This window comes from Paraburkholderia hospita, assembly GCF_002902965.1.
In the GTDB taxonomy this organism is placed as follows: Bacteria; Pseudomonadota; Gammaproteobacteria; order Burkholderiales; family Burkholderiaceae; genus Paraburkholderia; species Paraburkholderia hospita.
In genome coordinates this window covers 2781592-2800485 of record NZ_CP026105.1, presented here as the reverse complement: position 1 = coordinate 2800485, position 18894 = coordinate 2781592, and the positions used below count along the sequence as shown (strand labels likewise).

The window sequence follows — 18894 nt, the reverse complement described above, 5'->3', positions numbered from 1 at the left end:
GTCAGCACAGCGATCAGAGCTTGCCCATTACCTTGCCATTGAAGCCATAGACGACGCGGTCGCCCGCCAGCGCGACGAGTTCGACCGTGCGTTCCTGGCCCGGCTCGAAGCGTACGGCGGTGCCTGCCGCGATGTTCAGGCGGAAGCCGCGCGCGGCTTCGCGATCGAACGCGAGCGCCGTGTTGACTTCGTAGAAGTGGTAGTGCGAGCCGACCTGCACGGGCCGGTCGCCCGTGTTCGATACCGTGACCGTGATGGTCGCGCGGCCCGCGTTGAGTTCGAGTTCGCCGTCGTCGGTAATCAGTTCACCTGGGATCATGCGCGCCTCGTCACGGAATGGGGTGATGGACGGTCACGAGCTTCGTGCCGTCGGGGAAGGTGGCTTCGACCTGGATATCGGGAATCATCTCGGGCACGCCTTCCATCACGTCGTCGCGCGTGAGCAGCGTGGTGCCGTAGTGCATCACTTCGGCAACCGTCTTGCCGTCGCGCGCGGCTTCCATCAGCGCTGCCGTGATGAACGCGACGGCTTCCGGATAGTTGAGCTTGAGGCCGCGTGCGCGGCGTCGTTCCGCGAGCAGCGCGGCCGTGAAGATCAGGAGTTTGTCTTTTTCGCGTGGAGTGAGCTTCATCGCATTCATCCTATGGCGCCCGCGTGAGCGAGGGCCGCGTTGGTCATTCCGGCGCTGCGCACGGTGTTGCTGCCCCGGTCGCCGCCGCTCCGTCGCTGCAGTCCCTACCGTGCGCGGCGCACGGCCGCGTCACGATACCAGTATCAACCGACGCGCTGCTTACAGATCGGCGGGCAAGGGCGCGCTGAACCACTTCTTCGACATCGAGTTGAGCGTGCCGTCCTGCTTCGCCTGCGCGATGGCGGCATCGACCTTCTGTTGCAGACGCGGCTCGTTTTTATTCATGCCGACGAAGCACGGCGAGTTCTTGATGACGAACTTCGGCTCCGGGCGGCGCGGCGGATTCTTCGCGAGGATCGTGGCGGCGACGATGTTGCCTGCCGCGATCAACTGCACCTGGCCCGACAGGAACGCGGCGATCGTCGCGTTGTTGTCTTCGAAGCGCTTGATGGTCGCGTTCGGCGCCATCTGCGTGAGCGCGATTTCTTCGAGCGCGCCGCGCGTCGCGCCGACCGTCTTGCCGGTGAGGTCGGCGGGGTTGCTGACCTTGATGTCGGCGGGACCGAACACGCCTTGATAGTACGGAGCGTAGGGCGTCGAAAAATCGATGACCTTCTCGCGTTCCGGCGTCTTGCCGAGTGACGAGATCACGAGATCGACCTTGTTGGTTTGCAGATACGGGATGCGGTTCGCGCTGTTGACGGGCACGAGTTCGAGCTTCACGTTCATCGACTTCGCGAGCAGCGCGGCTGTGTCGATGTCGTAGCCTTGCGGCTTCAGGTCCGGACCGACCGAGCCGAACGGCGGATAGTCTTCGGGCACGGCGACCTTGAGGACGCCTGCCTTCGTGATGTTGTCGAGCGTGTCGGCGTGGGCGAGGGGCGCGGCGAGCGTCAGGAGCGGCGCGAGCAGCAGGGCGGCGAGCCACGCGCGGCGCGGGCGATGTGCAGTCGTTTGGGTCATGTTGGCGATCAGCTTCGGCGTGTGATTTTTAGCGGGCTTCGCAATGCGCCTTCGATGCGGCGCTCGCGAGGCGTCATAAGCAGCAAGGGCTATGCCATGCAGACCGGGCAAGGCTTTCCCGTTGCTTGCATGCGCTGTTGCACCACGTTGGCGCGCTGCGATGCCCGGAAATGGTGCGGCGACGCGATTCGCTCAGGTTGTCCAGAGGCGCAGCGGCTTCGCGTCGACCTGATGCACGACTGGCCGCAAGTGCAGCCAGCACTGGGTCAACGCATGCTGAAGCGTCTCCATCGATCGCGCGACGGCCCGCACGATCAGCACGCCATCGCACACGCACGAGGCGCCGGCGCGAATCGAATCGTCGAAGGGCAACTGGGCGGTGAGCGCCTCGGCGAGCGCGTCGTCGCATTGCGGGCTGACGGCCCACAGCGTGCCGAATGCGGGGAAGCCCGCAAGACCTTGCGGCGCGCCGCGCAGCGGATCGCTGGCGGCGAGCTTCGCGCGTTCGAACCATAACGGCTGACCGTCGGCGCCGACAATGCGCGACACCGCTCGCAGATGTCCGGCCGACCAGGTTTCGCCCGCGGCTTGCCGGCCGAGTTGCGTCGCGTCCCAGCCGAGCGCGGTGGCGCCTTCGTCGAGCGTCAATGAGAAGTCGAGCGAAGCGTTGGCGTGATCGAAGACGATGTTGTTTTGCGGCAGCCAGTCGAGCCTGGCGTTCGCGCCGACGCGGATCGCGATGCGCTGTTGCGCGGTGCGGCCATTCGACTTGTACCACTTGGTCGCGCCGGGTGTGGTGAGCACGGCATGCGTATTCGCATCGAGGCGGATGTCGATATCGAGCCGGTCGCCGCCCGCGACGCCGCCGGGCGGATGCACGATGACGGCGTGGCAGATGGAGGGCCCTTCCGGGTACAGCGGGCGTTGCAGGCGCAACGGGCCTTCGTGCAGACGATGGGCGAGGGTGGTTCGCTCGCCGTGTTTGGCGAAGCCGAGTTCGAGCCGCGCGCGCCACAGGGCGTGCGATGGGTCGTCGATGGTGGCGAGCGTGGCGTGGTGTTCGTGAAGCGACATGCGGCGAGGATAGCAGCTAACGATGGTTCGCCGTTATACCGCGATCAGCGTGCGCACGCCGTCGTTGTCCATGTCGGCGCCTTCGCCGCCCGCGATGATTTCGCCGCGGCTCATGACCCAGTAGCGGTCGGCGATGGCTTTGGCGAAGTCGTAGTATTGCTCGACGAGCAGCACGGTCAGGCCCATTTCTTCGACGAGTTGGCGGAGGGTTCTTCCGATGTCCTGGATGATGGATGGCTGGATGCCTTCTGTGGGTTCATCGAGGATCAGCAGTTGCGGTTCGCTCATGAGTGCTCGCCCGATGGCGAGCTGTTGCTGCTGGCCGCCGGAGAGGTCGCCGCCGCGGCGGGCTTTCATGTCCTTCAGGACGGGGAATAGTTCGTAGATCCGGTCTGGGATTTTCTTCGGGGCTTTTTTGCTGGCTGCGCCGACTAGCAGGTTTTCTTCTACTGTTAGTCTTGGGAAGATGTCTCTGCCTTGCGGCACGTAGGCCAATCCTTGCGCTACGCGCGCGTGCGGGGCGAGTTTTGTTATTGGCGTTTCGCGCCATTTGATTTCGCCGGTCTTGATGGGGACTACGCCCATCAGCGTTCTTAGCAGTGTTGTCTTGCCTACGCCGTTTCGACCTAGCAGTACCGTTAGTTTTCCGTCCGGTACAGTTAGCTTCACGTTTCGGAGGATGTGGCTGCCGCCGTAGTACTGGTTCAGGTTTTCTACTTCTAGCATTTCGTGGGTCCTTTTTTGCTCTTTGGCGAGCGGCAGGTTCTGTGTGCAGGTGTTTTCGCTTGCATCCGCCGGTTGCTGGTTGGTGTTTTGGCTTCTGCGCTGGCATCCGCGATTTGTTAGCCTGCTTCACGCGTTGCCCCTGTGCGGGGCGGCACCTACTTTTCTTTGCCGCCGCAAAGAAAAGTAGGTAAAAGAAAGCGGCTCACACCGCCAGCTTTTGTTTTTGCCTGAGGGCCCCCAACCGGTCCCTCACTTCACACGGCAACCTTCCTGTTCGCCTTCGTTGCCAACGCTCTTGCGCTGCGCCTCACCCGCTTCACGCGCCCGCGTTTCAGCATGCCTTGCCAGATAGTCCACCGCCGCCCAGGTGGCAAACTGTGTGTCGGCCCAAGTGCTCCACACGCCTCACTTCGGACCGATAGCGCACGCGTCCCACCCTGTCAGAGCGCCAGGCTATACGACGCGACAACCCACACACCGTTTGCCACCTGGGCGGCACATACCATTCGCTGCCACTAACACGTGTACGGGTGTCTGAAGTGGGTGAGGCGTTCATTCAAAGCGTTGGCAACCAACATGAGTCATGTGATTGCCGTGTGAAGCGTAAGACCCTGTGGGGGCCCTCAGGCAAAAACAAAAGCTGGCGGTGTGAGCCGCTTTCTTTTGCCTACTTTTCTGGTTCGTCAGTAAAAAGTGTGGGTAGATGGAGGCTCAGGAAGCTTGCCAAGTGCATGATAGAGCGCGATTTCTGTGGATCGGAAGGTTCGGAAGCCGTACGCTTTTCTCATGGTGACTTTGGCCTTGTTGTTCAGCCCCTCGATGACGCCGCTGGAGAACTGCTTTCTGGCACGGAAGTAGTTGAGGATCAGCTCCCGGTGCGAGCGCACGGTCCGGGCAAACTTCTTCATCGGCTCGATGCGTGAGCGCATCACCTGCTTGCACCACTGGTCGAGAAACTTGCCCGCCCAGACAGGAGAGATGTAGTCCCAGAGTTGCTGGAATTCTTCTTTGAGCAGATAGGCACGTACGCTACGTAAATTGTACTGGAGTAGGTCACGCAGGCGAACACGTTGTTTGCCAGTAAGGTTCTCGCGTCGCGCGAGCAGGCACCAGCGGGATTTTTTCAGAACAGGCTCATAGCCATCACGCGTCATGCGCCGGGCCTCATCGGCGCGCACCTCATCGATCGCTTTGTTCATCTTGGCAACGATGTGGAAACGGTCGAGGATGTTCAGGGCGTTCGGACAATGGCGCGCAATCATTTCGAGATAGGGCTTCCACATGTCGGAACACACGAATTCGACCTTCTCGCACAGCGGCTTGCCGATCATCGCAAAGAACTTCGCGAAGCTCTCCTGAGTACGTTCCTGTCCGACCCAGAGCAGTCGCGTGCAGCCGGCCTCGATCTGGTAGACGAGCGTGAGGTACTGGTGCCCTCGGCCATACTGGATCTCGTCAACGCCGAAAGCGCGAATCGTCCCGAGCTCACGATGATTCAGCCCCCAGTCGACTACCCATTCCACGGCATTGAAGACCTTCTCCCAGCTGGTCCGGAAACTCAGCGCGGTTTCTTTCCACGACAGCTTACGAGCCCACTGGGCCAGAAACAGCATGTATGCCTTCGTCAACGTATGCTTGCCGATGGCCCACGGTACCGTCTCAACCTTTACGCCGCACTGACGGCAATCGACACGACGCATCGAATACAGCAGAATGACGGCAAAACCCCAGATCGGGATGAACTCGAAGCGACGTTCTCCGAGCGTATCGTAGCCGCTTCCGCGCTCGTTGCAGCACGAACAAACTGGTTTGGATCCCTTACGTGGGCGCACGTCAATCTCAATGGTATGCGTCCTTTCGCACAGCCGCGCTCCTTCATAAACGAATCCGGGGAAATGATGACAGGAATTGAGCAAGCGGGTCAAAAGCATGGCTAGCAAGCGAAAAATCGTCGGGAATACCGCCATTGTCACACCCGGATCAAGCGATCTTGAACGACTCGTTCCCGACCTGCAAAACTGGCCCAAGTCCTGGAGCCTTGAGGAACAGGACATTCCGTTCGGACAGGATCTCGTCAAGGTATTCACACCGTATCTCCTGAATCTTCTGGACAGCGGTTACAGCCGAAAAACCCTGCACCAGCATCGGGACTTCATCTGGATGTTCGGTGGTCGTCTCGTTGAAGAGCGGCAGCTTTACCGCGAACTCAGGAAGCTGGACGCGCGCTCGATAGTGTTACGGTATATCGACGAGCAAGACGGTGGCCCGCTCCTGGATGACCGCTCTGAGCGCGAGCAAGGCCTCTTCGATGCCACCTGCCGAAAGCTATGTCGTTTCCTCAACGTCGCCTGAATCCATCGATTTCACCCATAGATTCCCCCGACGATCCACTTTTCTTTGCGGCGGCAAAGAAAAGTAGGTGCCGCCCCGCACAGGGGCGACGCGTGAAGCAGGCCAACAAATCGCGGATGCCAGCGAAATCACACAGCCAACCACCCAAAGCGTCGCAGACAAAACCAAAACTAGCGCCCCAAATAACTCTCAACCACAGCCGCATCGCGCTTAACATCCTCAAGCGTCCCTTGAGCTAGCACGCGGCCCTCGGCCATCACAGTAACCTTACCGGTCTCACCGGCCAAAGCAGCTACAAACTCCATATCATGCTCAACAACCATCATGGAACAAGTCCCACGCAAGTGATTAAGAAGAGCAGCTAACTCCATAGTCTCATCATCAGTCATGCCAGCCGCAGGCTCATCAAGCAACAACAACGCAGGCTGCTGCATCAACAACATACCAATCTCGAGCCGCTGTTTCTGCCCATGAGAAAGCTCACCCGCGGGCCGCAGCGCCTCGCCTTCCAGACGAATCAACGACAACGTCTCCTCGATCCGGGCCTGAGCCGCCCTATCCAGCCGCGCGCGTAAAGACGCAAACCAACCCTTGTCGGTCTTCATGGCCAGTTCGAGGTTCTCCCACACGGGATGCTGCTCGAACACAGTCGGTTTCTGAAACTTGCGCCCAATCCCGGCGCGCGCAATCGAAGGCTCATTCATCCGCGTGAGATCGATCGTCTGCCCAAGAAATACCTTGCCCGAATCGGGCGAAGTCTTCCCGGTAATGACATCCATCATCGTCGTCTTGCCGGCGCCATTCGGCCCAATAATGCATCGCAACTCACCCACATCGATCGACAGCGACAACGCGTTCAACGCGCGAAACCCATCGAACGAAACCGTCACGTCTTCCAGATAAAGAATCGCCCCGTGCGATACATCGATCTCGCCAGGCGTGACCACGCGTCCCATGGACGCCACGCCGGAAAGCGCGCGGCCATCGTGTTCTTCAGGAAGAGAAAGATCAGGAACCATCGGGTTTTCATTCATCAGCGGTTCCTCTTGCGTGTCACGAGCTCGAATAGCCCCATGATCCCGTTCGGCAATAGCAGCGGCACCAGCACGAAGATCAACCCCAGAAAGAACAGCCAGTACTCCGCAAAATAAGCCGTGAAAAAGCTCTTCGCGCCATTCACCGCGAACGCACCGATAATCGGCCCGATCAGCGTGCCGCGTCCGCCAACCGCCACCCAGATCGCCATTTCAATCGAGTTGCCCGGCGACATCTCGCCCGGATTGATGATGCCGACCTGCGGCACATACAGCGCGCCCGCAATCCCGCACAGCACGGCCGATACCGTCCACACGAACAGCTTGTACGCAAGCGGGCTGTAGCCGAGGAACATCAACCGCGTCTCGCCGTCGCGCACGGCCGTCACGACGCGCCCGAGTTTCGACGTCACGATCGCGCGCGCGCCGATGAACGCCAGCACGAGCACCGCGAACGTCAGTAGAAAAAGCGCGGTCCGCGTGCCGGCATGCGTGATCGGATAGCCCGCAATCCGCTTGAAATCGGTGAAGCCGTTGTTGCCGCCAAAGCCCGTCTCGTTGCGATAGAACAGCAGCATCGCGGCGAAGGTCATCGCCTGCGTGATGATCGACAGGTACACGCCCTTCACGCGCGAGCGGAACGTGAAGAAGCCGAATACCCACGCGATCACGGCAGGCACTAGCACCACAAGCAGCAGCGCATACCCGAGATGCTGCGTGCCTTCCCAGTACCACGGCAATTGATGCCAGTCGAGAAACACCATGAAGTCGGGCAGGTCGCTGCCGTACTTGCCGTCATGGCCGATCGCGCGCATCAGGTACATGCCGATCGCGTAGCCGCCGAGCGCGAAGAACAAGCCGTGCCCGAGGCTCAGGATACCGCAGTAACCCCAGACGAGATCGAGCGCGAGCGCGGAGATCGCGTAGCACATCAGCTTGCCCGTCAGCGTCATCGCATACGCGGACAAATGGAATGCGCTCGTTTCCGGCAGCACCAGCGCCGTGAACGGCACACCCAGTCCAATCGCGATGATCAGCGCAATCAGGCATTGCCACGCGCGCCGCGACAGCAGGGCAGGGCGCGGCGGCAAGCCGAGCGCGAAACCTTCGAGGCGTTCGCGTTCGCTCGCCTGAGCGTCGCTGCGCGCATCGACGGACGTGGAAGCGGAAGAAGTCGCGGATGTCATGTCATGCCTCCGCGCTGCGGCCCTTCAGGGCGAACATGCCCTGCGGCCGCTTCTGGATGAACAGAACGATCAGCACCAGCACCGCGATCTTCGCGAGCACAGCGCCCCAGAACGGCTCGACTGCCTTGCTGACCAGCCCGAGTCCGAAGCCTCCGATCACCGTGCCCGCCAGCTGGCCGACGCCGCCCAGCACGACGGCCATGAACGAATCGATGATGTAGCTTTGCCCGAGGTCCGGGCCGACATTGCCGATCTGCGACAGCGCGCAGCCGCCAAGCCCTGCAATGCCCGCGCCGAACGCGAACGCATACGAATCGACATACGCGGTTTTCACGCCGACGCACGCGGCCATGCGGCGGTTCTGCGTGACGGCGCGCACGAACAGGCCGAGTCGCGTCTTCGTCAGCACGGCCCACGCAATCCCGACGACGATCATCGAGAACGCAAGAATCGCGAGCCGGTTGTACGGCAGGATCAGGTTCGGCAGCACCGTGACGCCGCCGCTCATCCACGACGGGTTCACCACTTGCACGTTTTGCGCGCCGAACAGCATGCGCGTCGCCTGGATCAGGATCAGACTGACGCCGAACGTGGTCAGCAGCGTTTCGAGCGGACGTCCGTACAGATGCTTCAGCACGAGCCGTTCGAGCACGATGCCGACCAGCGCCGCCACCGCGAACGAAGCGGGCACGGCAATCAGCGGATACCAGTCGAACGCGCCAGGCATGTAGCGCTGCACGAGGTTCTGCACGACATACGTTGCGTACGCGCCGATCATCAGGAACTCGCCGTGCGCCATGTTGATCACGCCGATCAGGCCATATGTGATTGCAAGGCCGAGCGCGGCGAGCAGCAGCACGCTGCCGAGCGACAGCCCCGCGAACAGCGTGCCCGCGATCTCACTGCGGCGCTGGATCGAATCGAGCGCGTCGATGCCCGTCTGCGCGGCCTCGCGCACCTGAGGGCTGCTTTCGGCGAACGTGCCGTCGGGCTTCTTCGCGACGAGCGGGCGCAGCAGTTCGTACATGTCCAGATCATGCCGCGCGGCGACGAGCTTCACCGCTTCGAGACGCTTCGTGGCATCGGTGTCGTGCAGCGCCGTCATCGCCCACAGCGTGTCGAGGCGCTTCTTCAGCGTCGGGTCGGTTTCCTTTGCGCGGGCTGCGTCGATCTGCGGTTTCATCGACGGATCGGGACTTTGCAGCAGCGCGGTGATTGCGGCGGCGCGCTTCGCCGGGTCGGTCGAATCGAGTTGCAGGCCCGACAATGCCCCCGCGACTTTCGAGCGCAGCAGGTTGTTCAGCGTGACCGGCTGTGGGTCGCCTGCGGCGACGGTCTTGCCCGTGACGGCATCGCGCGCGGTGTCGTTGTCCTGAATCAGCACGTTGCCGTTATCGGTGGCGAGCGCGCTGTCTTCGGACAGCGCCTTCAGCAGCGCGAGCGACGGCGCGTCGTGATTCGCGATCAGCTTGTCGATGGCGGCCGACTTCGCATCGAAGTCGTCGCCGGCGAGCGGCGCGACTTCTTCGGTCGTCAAAGCGTGGGCGCTCGCGGGTGCAAGCACGGCGAGCGCCGCGCCCAGCGCACACGATGCGGCGGCGACGCGCGCGCGAGCGCGCATGCCGCGCAGCGTGTCAGCGCAGCGGGCCTTGAGCGAAGCGAGCGTGGAAAGTGAGTACGCCATAGTGGTCTTGAGTGAGAAGCCTGCAGGCAGGCGCGCGATGCCCTCGCACGAGAAACGGCAAGGGCATCGCGCGCTTGCGTGGGCGCACCGGGTGCGTCGCGCGAAGCGAAACATCGGCGCGCTGCGCAAGCCGGTGCGTCCATCTGATGCGACACGCCGGCACGTTGCTCATGCCACGTTATGCGACGCGTGAGCGGCGGCGCAGGAACTCGGGAATCGAGCTGACGACATCCGGCTTGCCCTGGTTGCCCGCGATATACGGGCTCCACGGCTGCGCGCGAATCGCAGTCTTGGTCTTCCACACGACGTTGAACTGGCCGTCCGCGCGCACTTCGCCGATCATCACCGGCTTGTGCAGGTGGTGGTTGCCGTCCATCTCGAGCGTGAAGCCCGACGGCGCCGCGAACTTCTGGCCGATCATCGCGACGCGCACCTTGTCGACATCCGTGCTCTTCGCTTTTTCGACGGCCTGCTTCCACATGTGGATGCCGACATAGGTCGCTTCCATCGGGTCGTTGGTCACGCGCTTCGTGCCGCCCGGCAGGTTCTGCGACTTGACCCACTCGGCCCATTGCTCCTTGAACTTCGTGTTGCCAGGACCCTTCACCGACATGAAGTAGTTCCATGCCGCGAGGTTGCCGACCAGCGGCTTCGTGTCGATGCCGCGCAGTTCTTCTTCACCGACCGAGAACGCGACGACGGGTACGTCGGTGGCCTTCAGGCCCTGGTTGCCGAGTTCCTTGTAGAACGGCACGTTCGAGTCGCCGTTGACGGTGGAGATCACACACGTCTTGCCACCCTGCGAGAAGGTCTTGATGCTGGCGACGATAGTCTGATAGTCGCTATGGCCAAACGGCGTGTAGACCTCCTGGATGTCGGTCTCCTGAACGCCCTTGGATTTGAGGAACGCCCGCAGGATCTTGTTCGTCGTACGCGGATACACATAGTCGGTCCCGAGCAGGAAGAAGCGCTTGGCGCCGCCGCCTTCCGCGCTCATCAGGTATTCGGTGGCGGGGATTGCCTGCTGGTTGGGCGCCGCGCCCGTGTAGAACACGTTGCGCGACATCTCTTCGCCTTCGTACTGCACCGGGTAGAAGAGCAGGCCGTTCAGTTCCTCGAACACGGGCAGCACGGACTTGCGCGACACCGACGTCCAGCAGCCGAACACGCAGGCGACCTTGTCCTGCGTCAGCAACTGGCGGGCTTTCTCGGCGAACAGCGGCCAGTTCGACGCGGGATCGACGACCACGGGCTCCAGCTTGCGGCCCATCACGCCGCCGCTCGCGTTGATCTCGGCGATCGTCATCAGCGCCGTGTCTTTCAGCGACGTCTCCGAGATCGCCATCGTGCCCGACAGGGAGTGCAGGATGCCGACCTTGATCGGGCCGCTGCCCGACTGGGCATGCGCGAAAGGAACCTTGCTCGCGAGCGCGAGTGCGCCCGACATGGAGCCGAGCTTCAGCAGACTGCGACGTTTCATGTGCTTCCCCTTGCCATAGATGGGTGGTGAGTGGCGGACGAACGGCGTGCGTCCAATCCTTGTTTGCGTTATGTGTGCAGGCTCTTGCCGGCCGGATACTGCAAGGCATATGCCAACTGCGCGGGAGCCGCGTCAATAGACGCTTCGCTTGCTGCAATGCGGTTCGCTGGCGGTGCGGCGTCGTGTGGCGTTATGCGCTTTGGGCGCGAAAGCGGTGCACCACAAGGGAGTGCGCCTCGTTCAGGTGCGCGCCGCGCTGCAACGGAGCGTGAGCCGCAATTCCTCAGAGTCGTGGGCGCGACGCCGGTGCATCGCCGCTGCGCTGTTGTGCACGGACGTGCGGCTGGCTATGTTGAAAAGACAGTTGATTGGGCTGGTCGGTGGGGTGGAGTTGAAACGGCGCGACGGCGCGTTGGGCGCGTGCGCTGATGACGTGTTCGTGCGGTGTTTCCAGAAGGGCTTGCTAAACGGGCGATATGCTGGCGTTCTCGCCGCCGCTCATCATGGACGAGGCGCACATCGGTGATCTGTTCCGTACGGTGGCCGGAGGAAGCTGATTGAGCGTGGCCTGAGTATGAAAAAACGGCGGACAGGTTTATGACCTGTCCGCCGTTTTTGTTATGTCCGCTTCTCGCAGAGCCTGTCGCGGTTTAGAACGCCACGTAAGGCCCCTTCTGCGCGCCAGCCTGCATGCCGCTCAATGCCGTGTAGACGTCGCGCCCATAGAAGAACGGCAAGCCCCACAGGAACATGCTGCTGATCGGAGCGCCGAGATTGTCGTGCGCGGCATAGCCCAGGTCGAACAGCGTCGATGCATTGGCAATCGAGAATGGAATCGTCGATTGCACGTCGCCAGGATTGGAGAAGGCCGTAGCGCTCAGGCTTTGTACGGCGGCAGGGGCGAACCAGTAGTTCTGCACAGGCAACGACGCATCCGGGAAGAACAAGCCATTCGAGCCGCTATCGATAACGCTCGTCATCGCGCGCGTCTTGTAGCTGGTCGTGAAATCCCCGCGATCTCCCACGACGAGGATCGTCGGCCTGGCGGGCAACGCATTGTTATCGCGCGTGCCGATACCGAACACCAGCTCACCCTTGACGCTCGCCTGACCCATCGACGGCAGCGCGGGCAGGCGGATGATCGTGCCGTTGTTGTCGGTGGCGAAAGCTTGGACGGGGTTCGCTGTCTGCCTGTCGAGCGGCACGCTCGCAGCCGTGCAGGACCAGGGCGTCGGGCAGTAGTAGTAATTCGCGACCTGCGGGGACTGCGCGGCCTCGGGATAGTCATGCGCCAGATGCCCAATGCCGACGATCCCGTTCGCCCCCAGGTCTTTGACGGTGTTCATGCTTTGGCCACGCGACGTGCAGTCGTTAGGCACCCATGCCGCGTACGTGCTGTCGCCGATCACCTGGACGGAAATGCCGCTCGCCGTCTTTTTGCCGATCGTGACGTCGGCGCCGCGCGTCGAACCCCACGTATAGCCCGACGCGAACAGCGCGCATTGCGCGATGGCCGCCTTTCCCGTGGTGTCGTTGCTGGCGCCCGTCTGCGACGGCAGCTTGCTGGAGAACGCCCCGCCCAGCGCGGACGCGATGACGCGCACGCCGACCGAACCTGTATCGAGCAGCATGTGATCGACGGTCGCGCATTGCGACGCGCCTTGCTTGCCCGGCACGCAGAACGTCACGCTGACGTAAGGCATGTTCACGACCCGATAGTCCGTGTAGTCGCTAAAGACGTTGATGGGCACGATGTTTTCTGCGGCGGGGGCGGGCGGCGTGTCGTTGTTGCCGGGTGTGCCCGTCTCGCTGGCCGGTGTGACGGCGGCAGGTGTGCTCGCCGCCGATGGCGTACTGGCTGTCTCAGGCGGGCTCGCGGGTTGAGCCGCGCTCGCACCGGAAGGCACGCTGGCACCGGAGGGCGCACTAGCACCGGCAGGGGCCACGGCCGTCCCTCCAGGCTTGACAGGCGCGTTATTGGTCACGGGCTGGCCGGAGCCGTTGTCGTCGCCGCCTCCGCCGCCGCAAGCGCTCAGCGCGACGCTGGCCGCGAGCAGCACGACGCGAAGCGGGCTACTGGAAGCGCAATGCGAAAAGAGCTTCTTCATTGCAGATCCTCCACCTTCACCGTGGCAGGCACGAGCCGCGGCACGTAGGCGCGGCCCGCGAAGGCGCCCTGATGTCCGAGCGATTCGATCTGCAGTTCTCCGTCGCGCCCGATCAGCGGACCCGTGCCGCGCGCGCGGCTTTGTCCTGCATTGATGAAGTTGGGGAAGTAGCTGCCGAGCAGCGCCCGCATGTCAGGCCGCGTCGGCCCTTGCCAGGTGACCGCGAAGACGACGTTCTCAGGCGAAGCATATTCGCGGACCGTGACGCCGTCGGCGGTTTTGGATTCGTGAACGGTATAAGACGGCGAAGACGTCGCGCCGGCAGCGGCGGCGCGCAGCGCGGGCTGCGGCGTATGTGCATCCGCCGACGGCGCTGCGCCGAGTGTTGCGTGGCAGGCGACGGGCGATAGCAATGCCAACGCCGCCGCGATCCTGATCGATTTCATAGTGTCATGCCCTTGAAAGGAAACACGCTATGTTGTTCGATAGATAATCAGGATGCCGTAGTAATATTCCTAATCGGCGTCTGAGATTTCTGAATTTTCGAAGGAAACATCTGATGCGGTATGCCGCAGAGCAAAACCGAGCGCACAAACAAAAACGCGCCGGTGAATCACCGGCGCGTCGGATACAGCAACGTGAAGCGAAAGACGCTCAATAAGTCGGCACGGAAGGATCGACCTGACGCGACCAGGCATCGATGCCGCCATACAGATTAAACACGTCCTTGTGGCCGCGCGATTCGAGGAACATCGCGACCTGCGCGCTGCGCGCGCCGTGATGGCAGATGCAGACGATCTGCACGTCGTCGTCGAGTTCTTCGCTGCGCGCGGGAATCTCGCGCATCGGAATCGACACACTGCCGGCGATCTTCGCCGTTTCGATTTCCCACGGTTCGCGCACGTCGAGCAGCACGGGCGCCGGGCGGGATTGATCAGCGAGCCATTCGGCGAGGGCGGAAGCGGTCAGGTTTTGCATCGTCGGTCTCGCGTGGTGCTTAGAACTTGAAGCGCGGCGCGTGCACGGCGTTCTGCAGCGGCTCGACGTAGGTTTCGAACACGTCGGCGATACGGAATTGCTTCTCGTCGACGCGCGTGATGATCTGCGCCTTCATGACGGGCGCGGTGCCGACGAACGCCGCAAGACGGCCGCCCACCTTCAGATGTTCGAGGATTTCCTGCGGCAGCACGGGCAGTCCGCCCGACACGCAGATCACGTCGTACGGGGCGGCTGCGCCCCAGCCGCGCGCGCCGTCGCCCGTCGCGACTTCGGCGTTCAGCACGCCGTTCGCCGCGAGGTTCGCGCGGGCCAGCTCGGCCAGTTCCGGCTCGATGTCGACCGTCAGCACATGCTGCGCGCGATGCGCGAGCAGTGCGGCCATGTAGCCCGAACCCGCGCCGATCTCCAGCACGCTTTCATGCTTTTTCACCGCCAGTTCCTGCAGTACGCGCGCCTCGATCCGCGGGGCGAGCATATGCTGGCCGGCAGGCAGCGGAATTTCGAAATCGACGAACGCCAGTTCGCGATACGCGGCGGGCACGAAGTTCTCACGCTTGACGATCGACAGCAGATTCAGCACGTCCTGGTCGAGCACTTCCCACGGACGGATTTGCTGTTCAATCATGTTGAAACGCGCTTGTTCGATGTTCATGATCAATTCGGCGGTGTGGTTGAGACGCGGGCAGCGGATGTATTAGGGGACCACTGCTTCCATTGGATGTTGCCTGGGCTGTTACTGCTGGGTGTAACCCGGTTAACTGTGAAATTGTACCAAACCACACGTCGATGCCGCCCTGTCACGGGCAGGTCCAACGCGGGCGAACGGATTCTTTGGCGCGCCGCGCCTCGGTGAAAGTCCCTACGAGATGAGACTTGCGCTTCGCGCCCATGTCGACCAAAAATGTAATCGATTACATTCTCGGAGCGAGAACCGGTGGACAAACCGTCGCAACGTGACCCGCAAGCGCAGCCATCCGGCGCGGCCGAGCCCGATATGCGGGGCTCGGCACGCGCCGCATCGGAAGGGCTGTCGATTGCGGGCGTCGCCGAGCAGGCGGGTGTGTCCGTGGCGACGGTGTCGCGCGTGCTGAACGGGCATTCGAACGTGCGCCCCGCGACGCGCGACAAGGTGCTCGCCGCCGTCGCGACGAGCGGCTACCGCGTGAACGAACTGGCGCGCAATCTGCGCACGGCCGAAAGCCGCCTGTTGCTGACGATGGTCCCCGACGTCGGCAACCCGTTCTATGCGGAAGTCATTCGCGGGATCGATTCCGTGGCGCGCCAGCACGGCTATTTCATGCTGTTGTGCGACACGGGTGCCGATGCGGGCCGCGAGCGCAGCTATTTCGACCTGCTGCGCCGCCGCCGGGCGGACGGCGCGATCTGCCTCGACCCGGCCACGGTGCAACAGGCGCTTGCCGAGGAATCGAACGCACTGCCGTGGGTGGCGTGTTGCGAGTTCGATTCGTCCGTGGGCGTGCCGTACGTCGGCATCGACAACTACCGCGCGGCGGGCGACGCCGTGCGTCATCTACTGGCGCGCGGCCACCGGCGCATCGCGCTGATCAATTCCGACGATCACTACCTGTACGCGCAACAGCGCCAGCAAGGCTACCTGGACGCATTGCGCGACGCGGGCATCGCGCCCGACGAACGCTGGCGCCAGAACGTGAACAGCCTCGACTACGAAGCGGGCGCCTCGGCGGCCGCGCTGCTGATGACGTACGCAGACGCGCCGACGGCCATCTTCGCCGTGTCGGACACGTTGGCGATTGGCGTGATCGCGGGCTTGCGCAGCGTCGGCAAGCGCGTGCCCGACGATGTCGCAGTCGTGGGCTTCGACGACATTTCGCTTGCCGCGCAGATCGATCCACCCTTGACGACGATCGCGCAGCCGATGCGCGAACTCGGCGAGACAGCCGCGCGCCTGCTGCTGCAACGGCTGGCGAATCCGCGCGACACCGTGCCGGGCGTGCTGCTGCCGCACCGGCTCGTGGTCAGAAAGAGCGCTTGAGAGGGAAGCCGCGATGAGTCTCGCCGTCCGATTCGACGATATCCGCAAAGACTTCGGTCCCGTGCGTGTGCTGCACGGCGTGAGCTTCGATCTCGCGCCGGGGCGCATCTACGGTTTGCTCGGCGAGAACGGCGCGGGCAAGTCGACGCTGATGAAAATCCTCGCGGGCTACGAGACGGCCACGGAGGGCACGGTACTAATCGACGGCCACGCGCAGCGCTTTGACGGCTCGCGCGACGCGGAAGCCGCGGGCATCGTGTTGATTCACCAGGAGTTCAATCTCGCCGAGCATCTGACGATTGCGCAGAACATGTATCTCGGCCACGAGAAGCGCAAGGGCCTGTTCGTCGACGACACGGCGATGCGTAGCGAAGCGAAGCGCTATCTGGAGCAAGTCGGCCTGCACAAGCATCCCGACACGAAGGTGCGCGAACTGATCGTCGCGGAAAAGCAGATGGTGGAGATTGCGAAGGCATTGTCGCGGCGCGCGCGGCTGCTCATCATGGACGAACCGACGGCGACGCTCACGCCGTCCGAGACCGAGCGCCTGTTTGCGCTGATGACGAAGCTCAAGGCCGATGGCGTGACCATCGTCTACATCTCGCACAAGCTCGACGAAGTCGAGCACATCACCGACGAAGTGATCGTGATGCGTGACGGCCGCTTCGTCGCGCGCAGCGAGACGGCGCTGCTCGCGCGTCAGCAGATGGCGAACCTGATGGTCGGGCGCGAACTGTCCGACATGTTCCCCGACAAGACACCACCTGCGCAGAACGCACCTATCGCGCTACACGTGCAGCATCTCAGCGTACCCGAGTGGGTCGACGATCTGAGCTTCGACGTGCGTGCGGGCGAAGTATTCGGCTTTGCGGGACTCGTCGGCGCGGGACGCACGGAAGCGTTCGAGGCGATCATCGGATTGCGCGAGCGCACCTCGGGCACGATCGAAATCGCCGGACGCAAGGCGGATCTGCACAGCCCGCGCGACGCGATGCGGCGCGGTCTCACGTATCTGAGCGAAGACCGCAAAGGCAAGGGGCTGCACGTGAACCTGAGCCTGCAGGACAACCTGACGCTGATGACGCTTGAACGTTATGCGAAGCCGCTGCTCGATCTGAAGGCGGGACGCGATGCGCTGACGAAAGCCGTACGCGAGTTCGGCATCCGCACGGGCGATCTGGGCAGCCGCGCGCGGATGCTGTCGGGCGGCAACCAGCAGAAGCTCGCGCTTGCCAAGTTCCTGCAACCGAATCCGAATGTGATCGTGCTCGACGAGCCGACGCGCGGCGTCGATATTGGCGCGAAGCGCGACATCTATTTTCTGATCCACCGGCTTGCGTCCGAAGGGCGCGCCGTGGTCGTCATCTCATCCGAACTGATCGAGCTGATCGGGCTGTGCCATCGCGTGGCCGTGATGCGCGCGGGTCGCCTGCAGGCGACGCTCGGCCTCGACCATCTGACCGAAGAGGAGTTGATCGCACATGCGACCGGCACACACTGACACCGCGCCAGCAGGGCGCGCGATGCGGATTGCGCATCGATTGCATGGGCTTGGGCCGCTGGCGGGTCTGATCTTGCTGTGCATTGCGGGGACGCTGCTCAATCGCGATTTCGCTACTGTCGACAACATGATGAATGTGCTGACGCGCACGTCGTTCATCGGGATCATTGCTGTCGGCATGACGTTTGTGATTATTTCGGGTGGGATTGATCTTTCTGTTGGATCGATGGCGGCGTTGATCGCGGGCAGCATGATCTGGTTGATGAATGCGCTTGCCGCTGCGCCGGGCGGGCATGCGTTTGTGCCGCTGACTATTGTTCTGATCGGGATTGCGAGTGCGTTTGTGCTTGGTGGCGCGTTTGGATGCGCGCATGGGTTGTTGATCACGAAAGGGCGGATCGAGCCGTTTATTGTCACGTTGGGGTCGCTGGGTATTTTTCGCGCGGTGTTGACGTGGCTTGCCGACGGCGGTGCCTTGACGCTCGATAACAATCTTTCTGATCTCTATGGGCCTGTTTACTACGCGAGTCTGTTTGGGGTGCCTGTGCCTATCTGGGTGTTTCTCGTCGTCGCGGCGGGCGGTGCGCTGATTCTTAATCGCACGGCGTTTGGGCGTCATGTGCAGGCCATCGGTTCGAATGAACAGGTTGCGCGGTATGCCGCGATTCGCGTTGATACCGTGAAGATCGTTACATATGTGTTGCTTGGGGTTTGTGTCGGAGTGGCGACGGTTTTGTATGTGCCGAGACTTGGGTCTGCTACGCCGACTACTGGGCTTTTATGGGAGCTGGAGGCGATTGCCGCCGTTGTGGTTGGCGGGACCGCGCTCAAGGGCGGTGAAGGGCGGGTTGTGGGTACCGTGATCGGTGCGGTTCTGCTTTCTGTGATTGCCAATATTCTTAATCTCACTAGCATCATTAGCGTTTATCTGAATGCTGCTGTGCAGGGGATTGTGATTATTGTTGTCGCGTTTTTGCAGCGGGGGCGGAGGTGATTGACGTGTTTTTGCCTTTGCGGCGGCAAGGTGGTTTGCTACTGCCTTCGCTGGCATCCGCGTTACGGTGTTTGCTGTTCAAGCGTCGCCCCGCACAGGGGCGACGCATGAAGGGGTACGTCATAACGCGGATGCCGGCGAAAAGG

The 18894-nt window shown here is 62.5% G+C and carries 19 protein-coding genes and 1 pseudogene; 5 read left to right on the top strand and 15 right to left on the bottom strand.

The window, feature by feature from the left end; translation table 11 throughout:
• Positions 1–13: 13 nt before the first annotated feature.
• The 7 genes from C2L64_RS12665 to C2L64_RS12640 all read right to left on the bottom strand — a co-directional run bounded on the left by C2L64_RS12665 (position 14) and on the right by C2L64_RS12640 (position 5326).
• Entirely contained in the window at positions 14–319 is a 306-nt protein-coding gene (locus tag C2L64_RS12665) for an urease subunit beta (RefSeq protein WP_090839089.1), read from the bottom strand.
• A gap of 10 nt (positions 320–329) precedes the next feature.
• A complete protein-coding gene (gene ureA, locus C2L64_RS12660; protein ID WP_006048588.1) occupies positions 330–632 on the bottom strand; it encodes an urease subunit gamma in 303 nt (100 codons plus the stop codon).
• A 159-nt stretch (positions 633–791) separates the two neighbouring features.
• Positions 792–1595 carry a transporter substrate-binding domain-containing protein gene (locus C2L64_RS12655; RefSeq protein ID WP_090839091.1) on the bottom strand — a complete coding sequence of 268 codons (804 nt, stop codon included), beginning with the start codon at positions 1593–1595 and terminating at the stop codon, positions 792–794.
• Positions 1596–1787: 192 nt separating this feature from the next.
• Positions 1788–2669: an urease accessory protein UreD gene (locus C2L64_RS12650; protein WP_090839095.1), complete on the bottom strand. Its 882-nt coding sequence runs from the start codon at positions 2667–2669 to the stop codon at positions 1788–1790.
• A 33-nt stretch (positions 2670–2702) separates the two neighbouring features.
• Complete coding sequence (gene urtE, locus C2L64_RS12645; protein ID WP_007582404.1) at positions 2703–3395, bottom strand: urea ABC transporter ATP-binding subunit UrtE; 693 nt, start codon at positions 3393–3395, stop codon at positions 2703–2705.
• Positions 3396–3644: 249 nt separating this feature from the next.
• Positions 3645–3797 carry a hypothetical protein gene (locus C2L64_RS53195; protein WP_158660506.1) on the bottom strand — a complete coding sequence of 51 codons (153 nt, stop codon included), beginning with the start codon at positions 3795–3797 and terminating at the stop codon, positions 3645–3647.
• A gap of 281 nt (positions 3798–4078) precedes the next feature.
• A complete protein-coding gene (locus C2L64_RS12640; RefSeq protein WP_090839361.1) occupies positions 4079–5326 on the bottom strand; it encodes an ISL3 family transposase in 1248 nt (415 codons plus the stop codon).
• On the opposite strand from C2L64_RS12640, the gene C2L64_RS12635 reads away from it, so the two are divergent.
• On the top strand, positions 5325–5747 hold the full coding sequence (locus C2L64_RS12635) for a hypothetical protein (RefSeq protein ID WP_090839364.1): 423 nt from the start codon (positions 5325–5327) through the stop codon (positions 5745–5747). The two genes, C2L64_RS12640 and C2L64_RS12635, sit on opposite strands and share 2 nt — an antisense overlap.
• Positions 5748–5917: 170 nt before the next feature.
• Here C2L64_RS12635 and urtD read toward each other — a convergent pair whose 3' ends face one another.
• The 4 genes from urtD to urtA form a co-directional block, all read right to left on the bottom strand.
• Positions 5918–6781 carry an urea ABC transporter ATP-binding protein UrtD gene (gene urtD / locus C2L64_RS12630; protein ID WP_007582406.1) on the bottom strand — a complete coding sequence of 288 codons (864 nt, stop codon included), beginning with the start codon at positions 6779–6781 and terminating at the stop codon, positions 5918–5920.
• Complete coding sequence (gene urtC, locus C2L64_RS12625; protein WP_007582408.1) at positions 6781–7968, bottom strand: urea ABC transporter permease subunit UrtC; 1188 nt, start codon at positions 7966–7968, stop codon at positions 6781–6783. The genes urtD and urtC overlap by 1 nt, the downstream gene beginning before the upstream one ends.
• Before the next feature lies 1 nt (position 7969).
• The gene (gene urtB, locus C2L64_RS12620; protein ID WP_090837030.1) at positions 7970–9652 is read right to left on the bottom strand and encodes an urea ABC transporter permease subunit UrtB; all 1683 of its coding nucleotides are present in this window, start codon (positions 9650–9652) and stop codon (positions 7970–7972) included.
• A gap of 178 nt (positions 9653–9830) precedes the next feature.
• A complete protein-coding gene (gene urtA / locus C2L64_RS12615) occupies positions 9831–11132 on the bottom strand; it encodes an urea ABC transporter substrate-binding protein (protein ID WP_042316231.1) in 1302 nt (433 codons plus the stop codon).
• A gap of 367 nt (positions 11133–11499) precedes the next feature.
• Here urtA and C2L64_RS54785 point away from each other — a divergent pair.
• Positions 11500–11689: pseudogene (locus C2L64_RS54785) on the top strand (aspartate aminotransferase family protein); the annotation flags it as partial.
• A 93-nt stretch (positions 11690–11782) separates the two neighbouring features.
• On the opposite strand, the gene C2L64_RS12605 reads toward C2L64_RS54785, so the two are convergent.
• From C2L64_RS12605 to C2L64_RS12590, 4 genes are all read right to left on the bottom strand, one after another.
• Positions 11783–13240 (bottom strand): DUF3443 domain-containing protein, encoded by a 1458-nt coding sequence (locus C2L64_RS12605; RefSeq protein WP_090837031.1) that lies wholly within the window; start codon positions 13238–13240, stop codon positions 11783–11785.
• Positions 13237–13686 (bottom strand): DUF2844 domain-containing protein, encoded by a 450-nt coding sequence (locus C2L64_RS12600; protein WP_090837033.1) that lies wholly within the window; start codon positions 13684–13686, stop codon positions 13237–13239. Before C2L64_RS12600 ends, C2L64_RS12605 begins: the two co-directional genes overlap by 4 nt.
• 208 nt (positions 13687–13894) lie before the next feature.
• Complete coding sequence (locus tag C2L64_RS12595) at positions 13895–14218, bottom strand: rhodanese-like domain-containing protein (protein ID WP_036003302.1); 324 nt, start codon at positions 14216–14218, stop codon at positions 13895–13897.
• Positions 14219–14237: 19 nt separating this feature from the next.
• Entirely contained in the window at positions 14238–14891 is a 654-nt protein-coding gene (locus C2L64_RS12590; RefSeq protein ID WP_090837034.1) for a protein-L-isoaspartate O-methyltransferase family protein, read from the bottom strand.
• Between the two features lie 342 nt (positions 14892–15233).
• On the opposite strand from C2L64_RS12590, the gene C2L64_RS12585 reads away from it, so the two are divergent.
• Genes C2L64_RS12585 through C2L64_RS12575 form a run of 3 tightly spaced genes read left to right on the top strand, consistent with a single transcriptional unit; the run spans position 15234 to position 18748 of the window.
• Positions 15234–16253 (top strand): LacI family DNA-binding transcriptional regulator, encoded by a 1020-nt coding sequence (locus C2L64_RS12585; RefSeq protein ID WP_236674123.1) that lies wholly within the window; start codon positions 15234–15236, stop codon positions 16251–16253.
• Positions 16254–16266: 13 nt separating this feature from the next.
• On the top strand, positions 16267–17754 hold the full coding sequence (locus tag C2L64_RS12580) for a sugar ABC transporter ATP-binding protein (protein ID WP_090837037.1): 1488 nt from the start codon (positions 16267–16269) through the stop codon (positions 17752–17754).
• Positions 17735–18748: an ABC transporter permease gene (locus C2L64_RS12575; RefSeq protein ID WP_007737203.1), complete on the top strand. Its 1014-nt coding sequence runs from the start codon at positions 17735–17737 to the stop codon at positions 18746–18748. The genes C2L64_RS12580 and C2L64_RS12575 overlap by 20 nt, the downstream gene beginning before the upstream one ends.
• The last annotated feature ends 146 nt before the right edge of the window (positions 18749–18894 follow it).

Bases quoted from the DNA above. Each gene is read 5' to 3' on its own strand.
- C2L64_RS12665 (WP_090839089.1), bottom strand. From the start codon at position 319: ATGATCCCAGGTGAACTGATTACCGACGACGGCGAACTCGAACTCAAC.
- ureA (WP_006048588.1), bottom strand. From the start codon at position 632: ATGAAGCTCACTCCACGCGAAAAAGACAAACTCCTGATCTTCACGGCC.
- C2L64_RS12655 (WP_090839091.1), bottom strand. From the start codon at position 1,595: ATGACCCAAACGACTGCACATCGCCCGCGCCGCGCGTGGCTCGCCGCC.
- C2L64_RS12650 (WP_090839095.1), bottom strand. From the start codon at position 2,669: ATGTCGCTTCACGAACACCACGCCACGCTCGCCACCATCGACGACCCA.
- urtE (WP_007582404.1), bottom strand. From the start codon at position 3,395: ATGCTAGAAGTAGAAAACCTGAACCAGTACTACGGCGGCAGCCACATC.
- C2L64_RS12635 (WP_090839364.1), top strand. From the start codon at position 5,325: ATGGCTAGCAAGCGAAAAATCGTCGGGAATACCGCCATTGTCACACCC.
- C2L64_RS12640 (WP_090839361.1), bottom strand. From the start codon at position 5,326: ATGCTTTTGACCCGCTTGCTCAATTCCTGTCATCATTTCCCCGGATTC.
- urtD (WP_007582406.1), bottom strand. From the start codon at position 6,781: ATGAATGAAAACCCGATGGTTCCTGATCTTTCTCTTCCTGAAGAACAC.
- urtC (WP_007582408.1), bottom strand. From the start codon at position 7,968: ATGACATCCGCGACTTCTTCCGCTTCCACGTCCGTCGATGCGCGCAGC.
- urtB (WP_090837030.1), bottom strand. From the start codon at position 9,652: ATGGCGTACTCACTTTCCACGCTCGCTTCGCTCAAGGCCCGCTGCGCT.
- urtA (WP_042316231.1), bottom strand. From the start codon at position 11,132: ATGAAACGTCGCAGTCTGCTGAAGCTCGGCTCCATGTCGGGCGCACTC.
- C2L64_RS12605 (WP_090837031.1), bottom strand. From the start codon at position 13,240: ATGAAGAAGCTCTTTTCGCATTGCGCTTCCAGTAGCCCGCTTCGCGTC.
- C2L64_RS12600 (WP_090837033.1), bottom strand. From the start codon at position 13,686: ATGAAATCGATCAGGATCGCGGCGGCGTTGGCATTGCTATCGCCCGTC.
- C2L64_RS12595 (WP_036003302.1), bottom strand. From the start codon at position 14,218: ATGCAAAACCTGACCGCTTCCGCCCTCGCCGAATGGCTCGCTGATCAA.
- C2L64_RS12590 (WP_090837034.1), bottom strand. From the start codon at position 14,891: ATGAACATCGAACAAGCGCGTTTCAACATGATTGAACAGCAAATCCGT.
- C2L64_RS12585 (WP_236674123.1), top strand. From the start codon at position 15,234: ATGCGGGGCTCGGCACGCGCCGCATCGGAAGGGCTGTCGATTGCGGGC.
- C2L64_RS12580 (WP_090837037.1), top strand. From the start codon at position 16,267: ATGAGTCTCGCCGTCCGATTCGACGATATCCGCAAAGACTTCGGTCCC.
- C2L64_RS12575 (WP_007737203.1), top strand. From the start codon at position 17,735: ATGCGACCGGCACACACTGACACCGCGCCAGCAGGGCGCGCGATGCGG.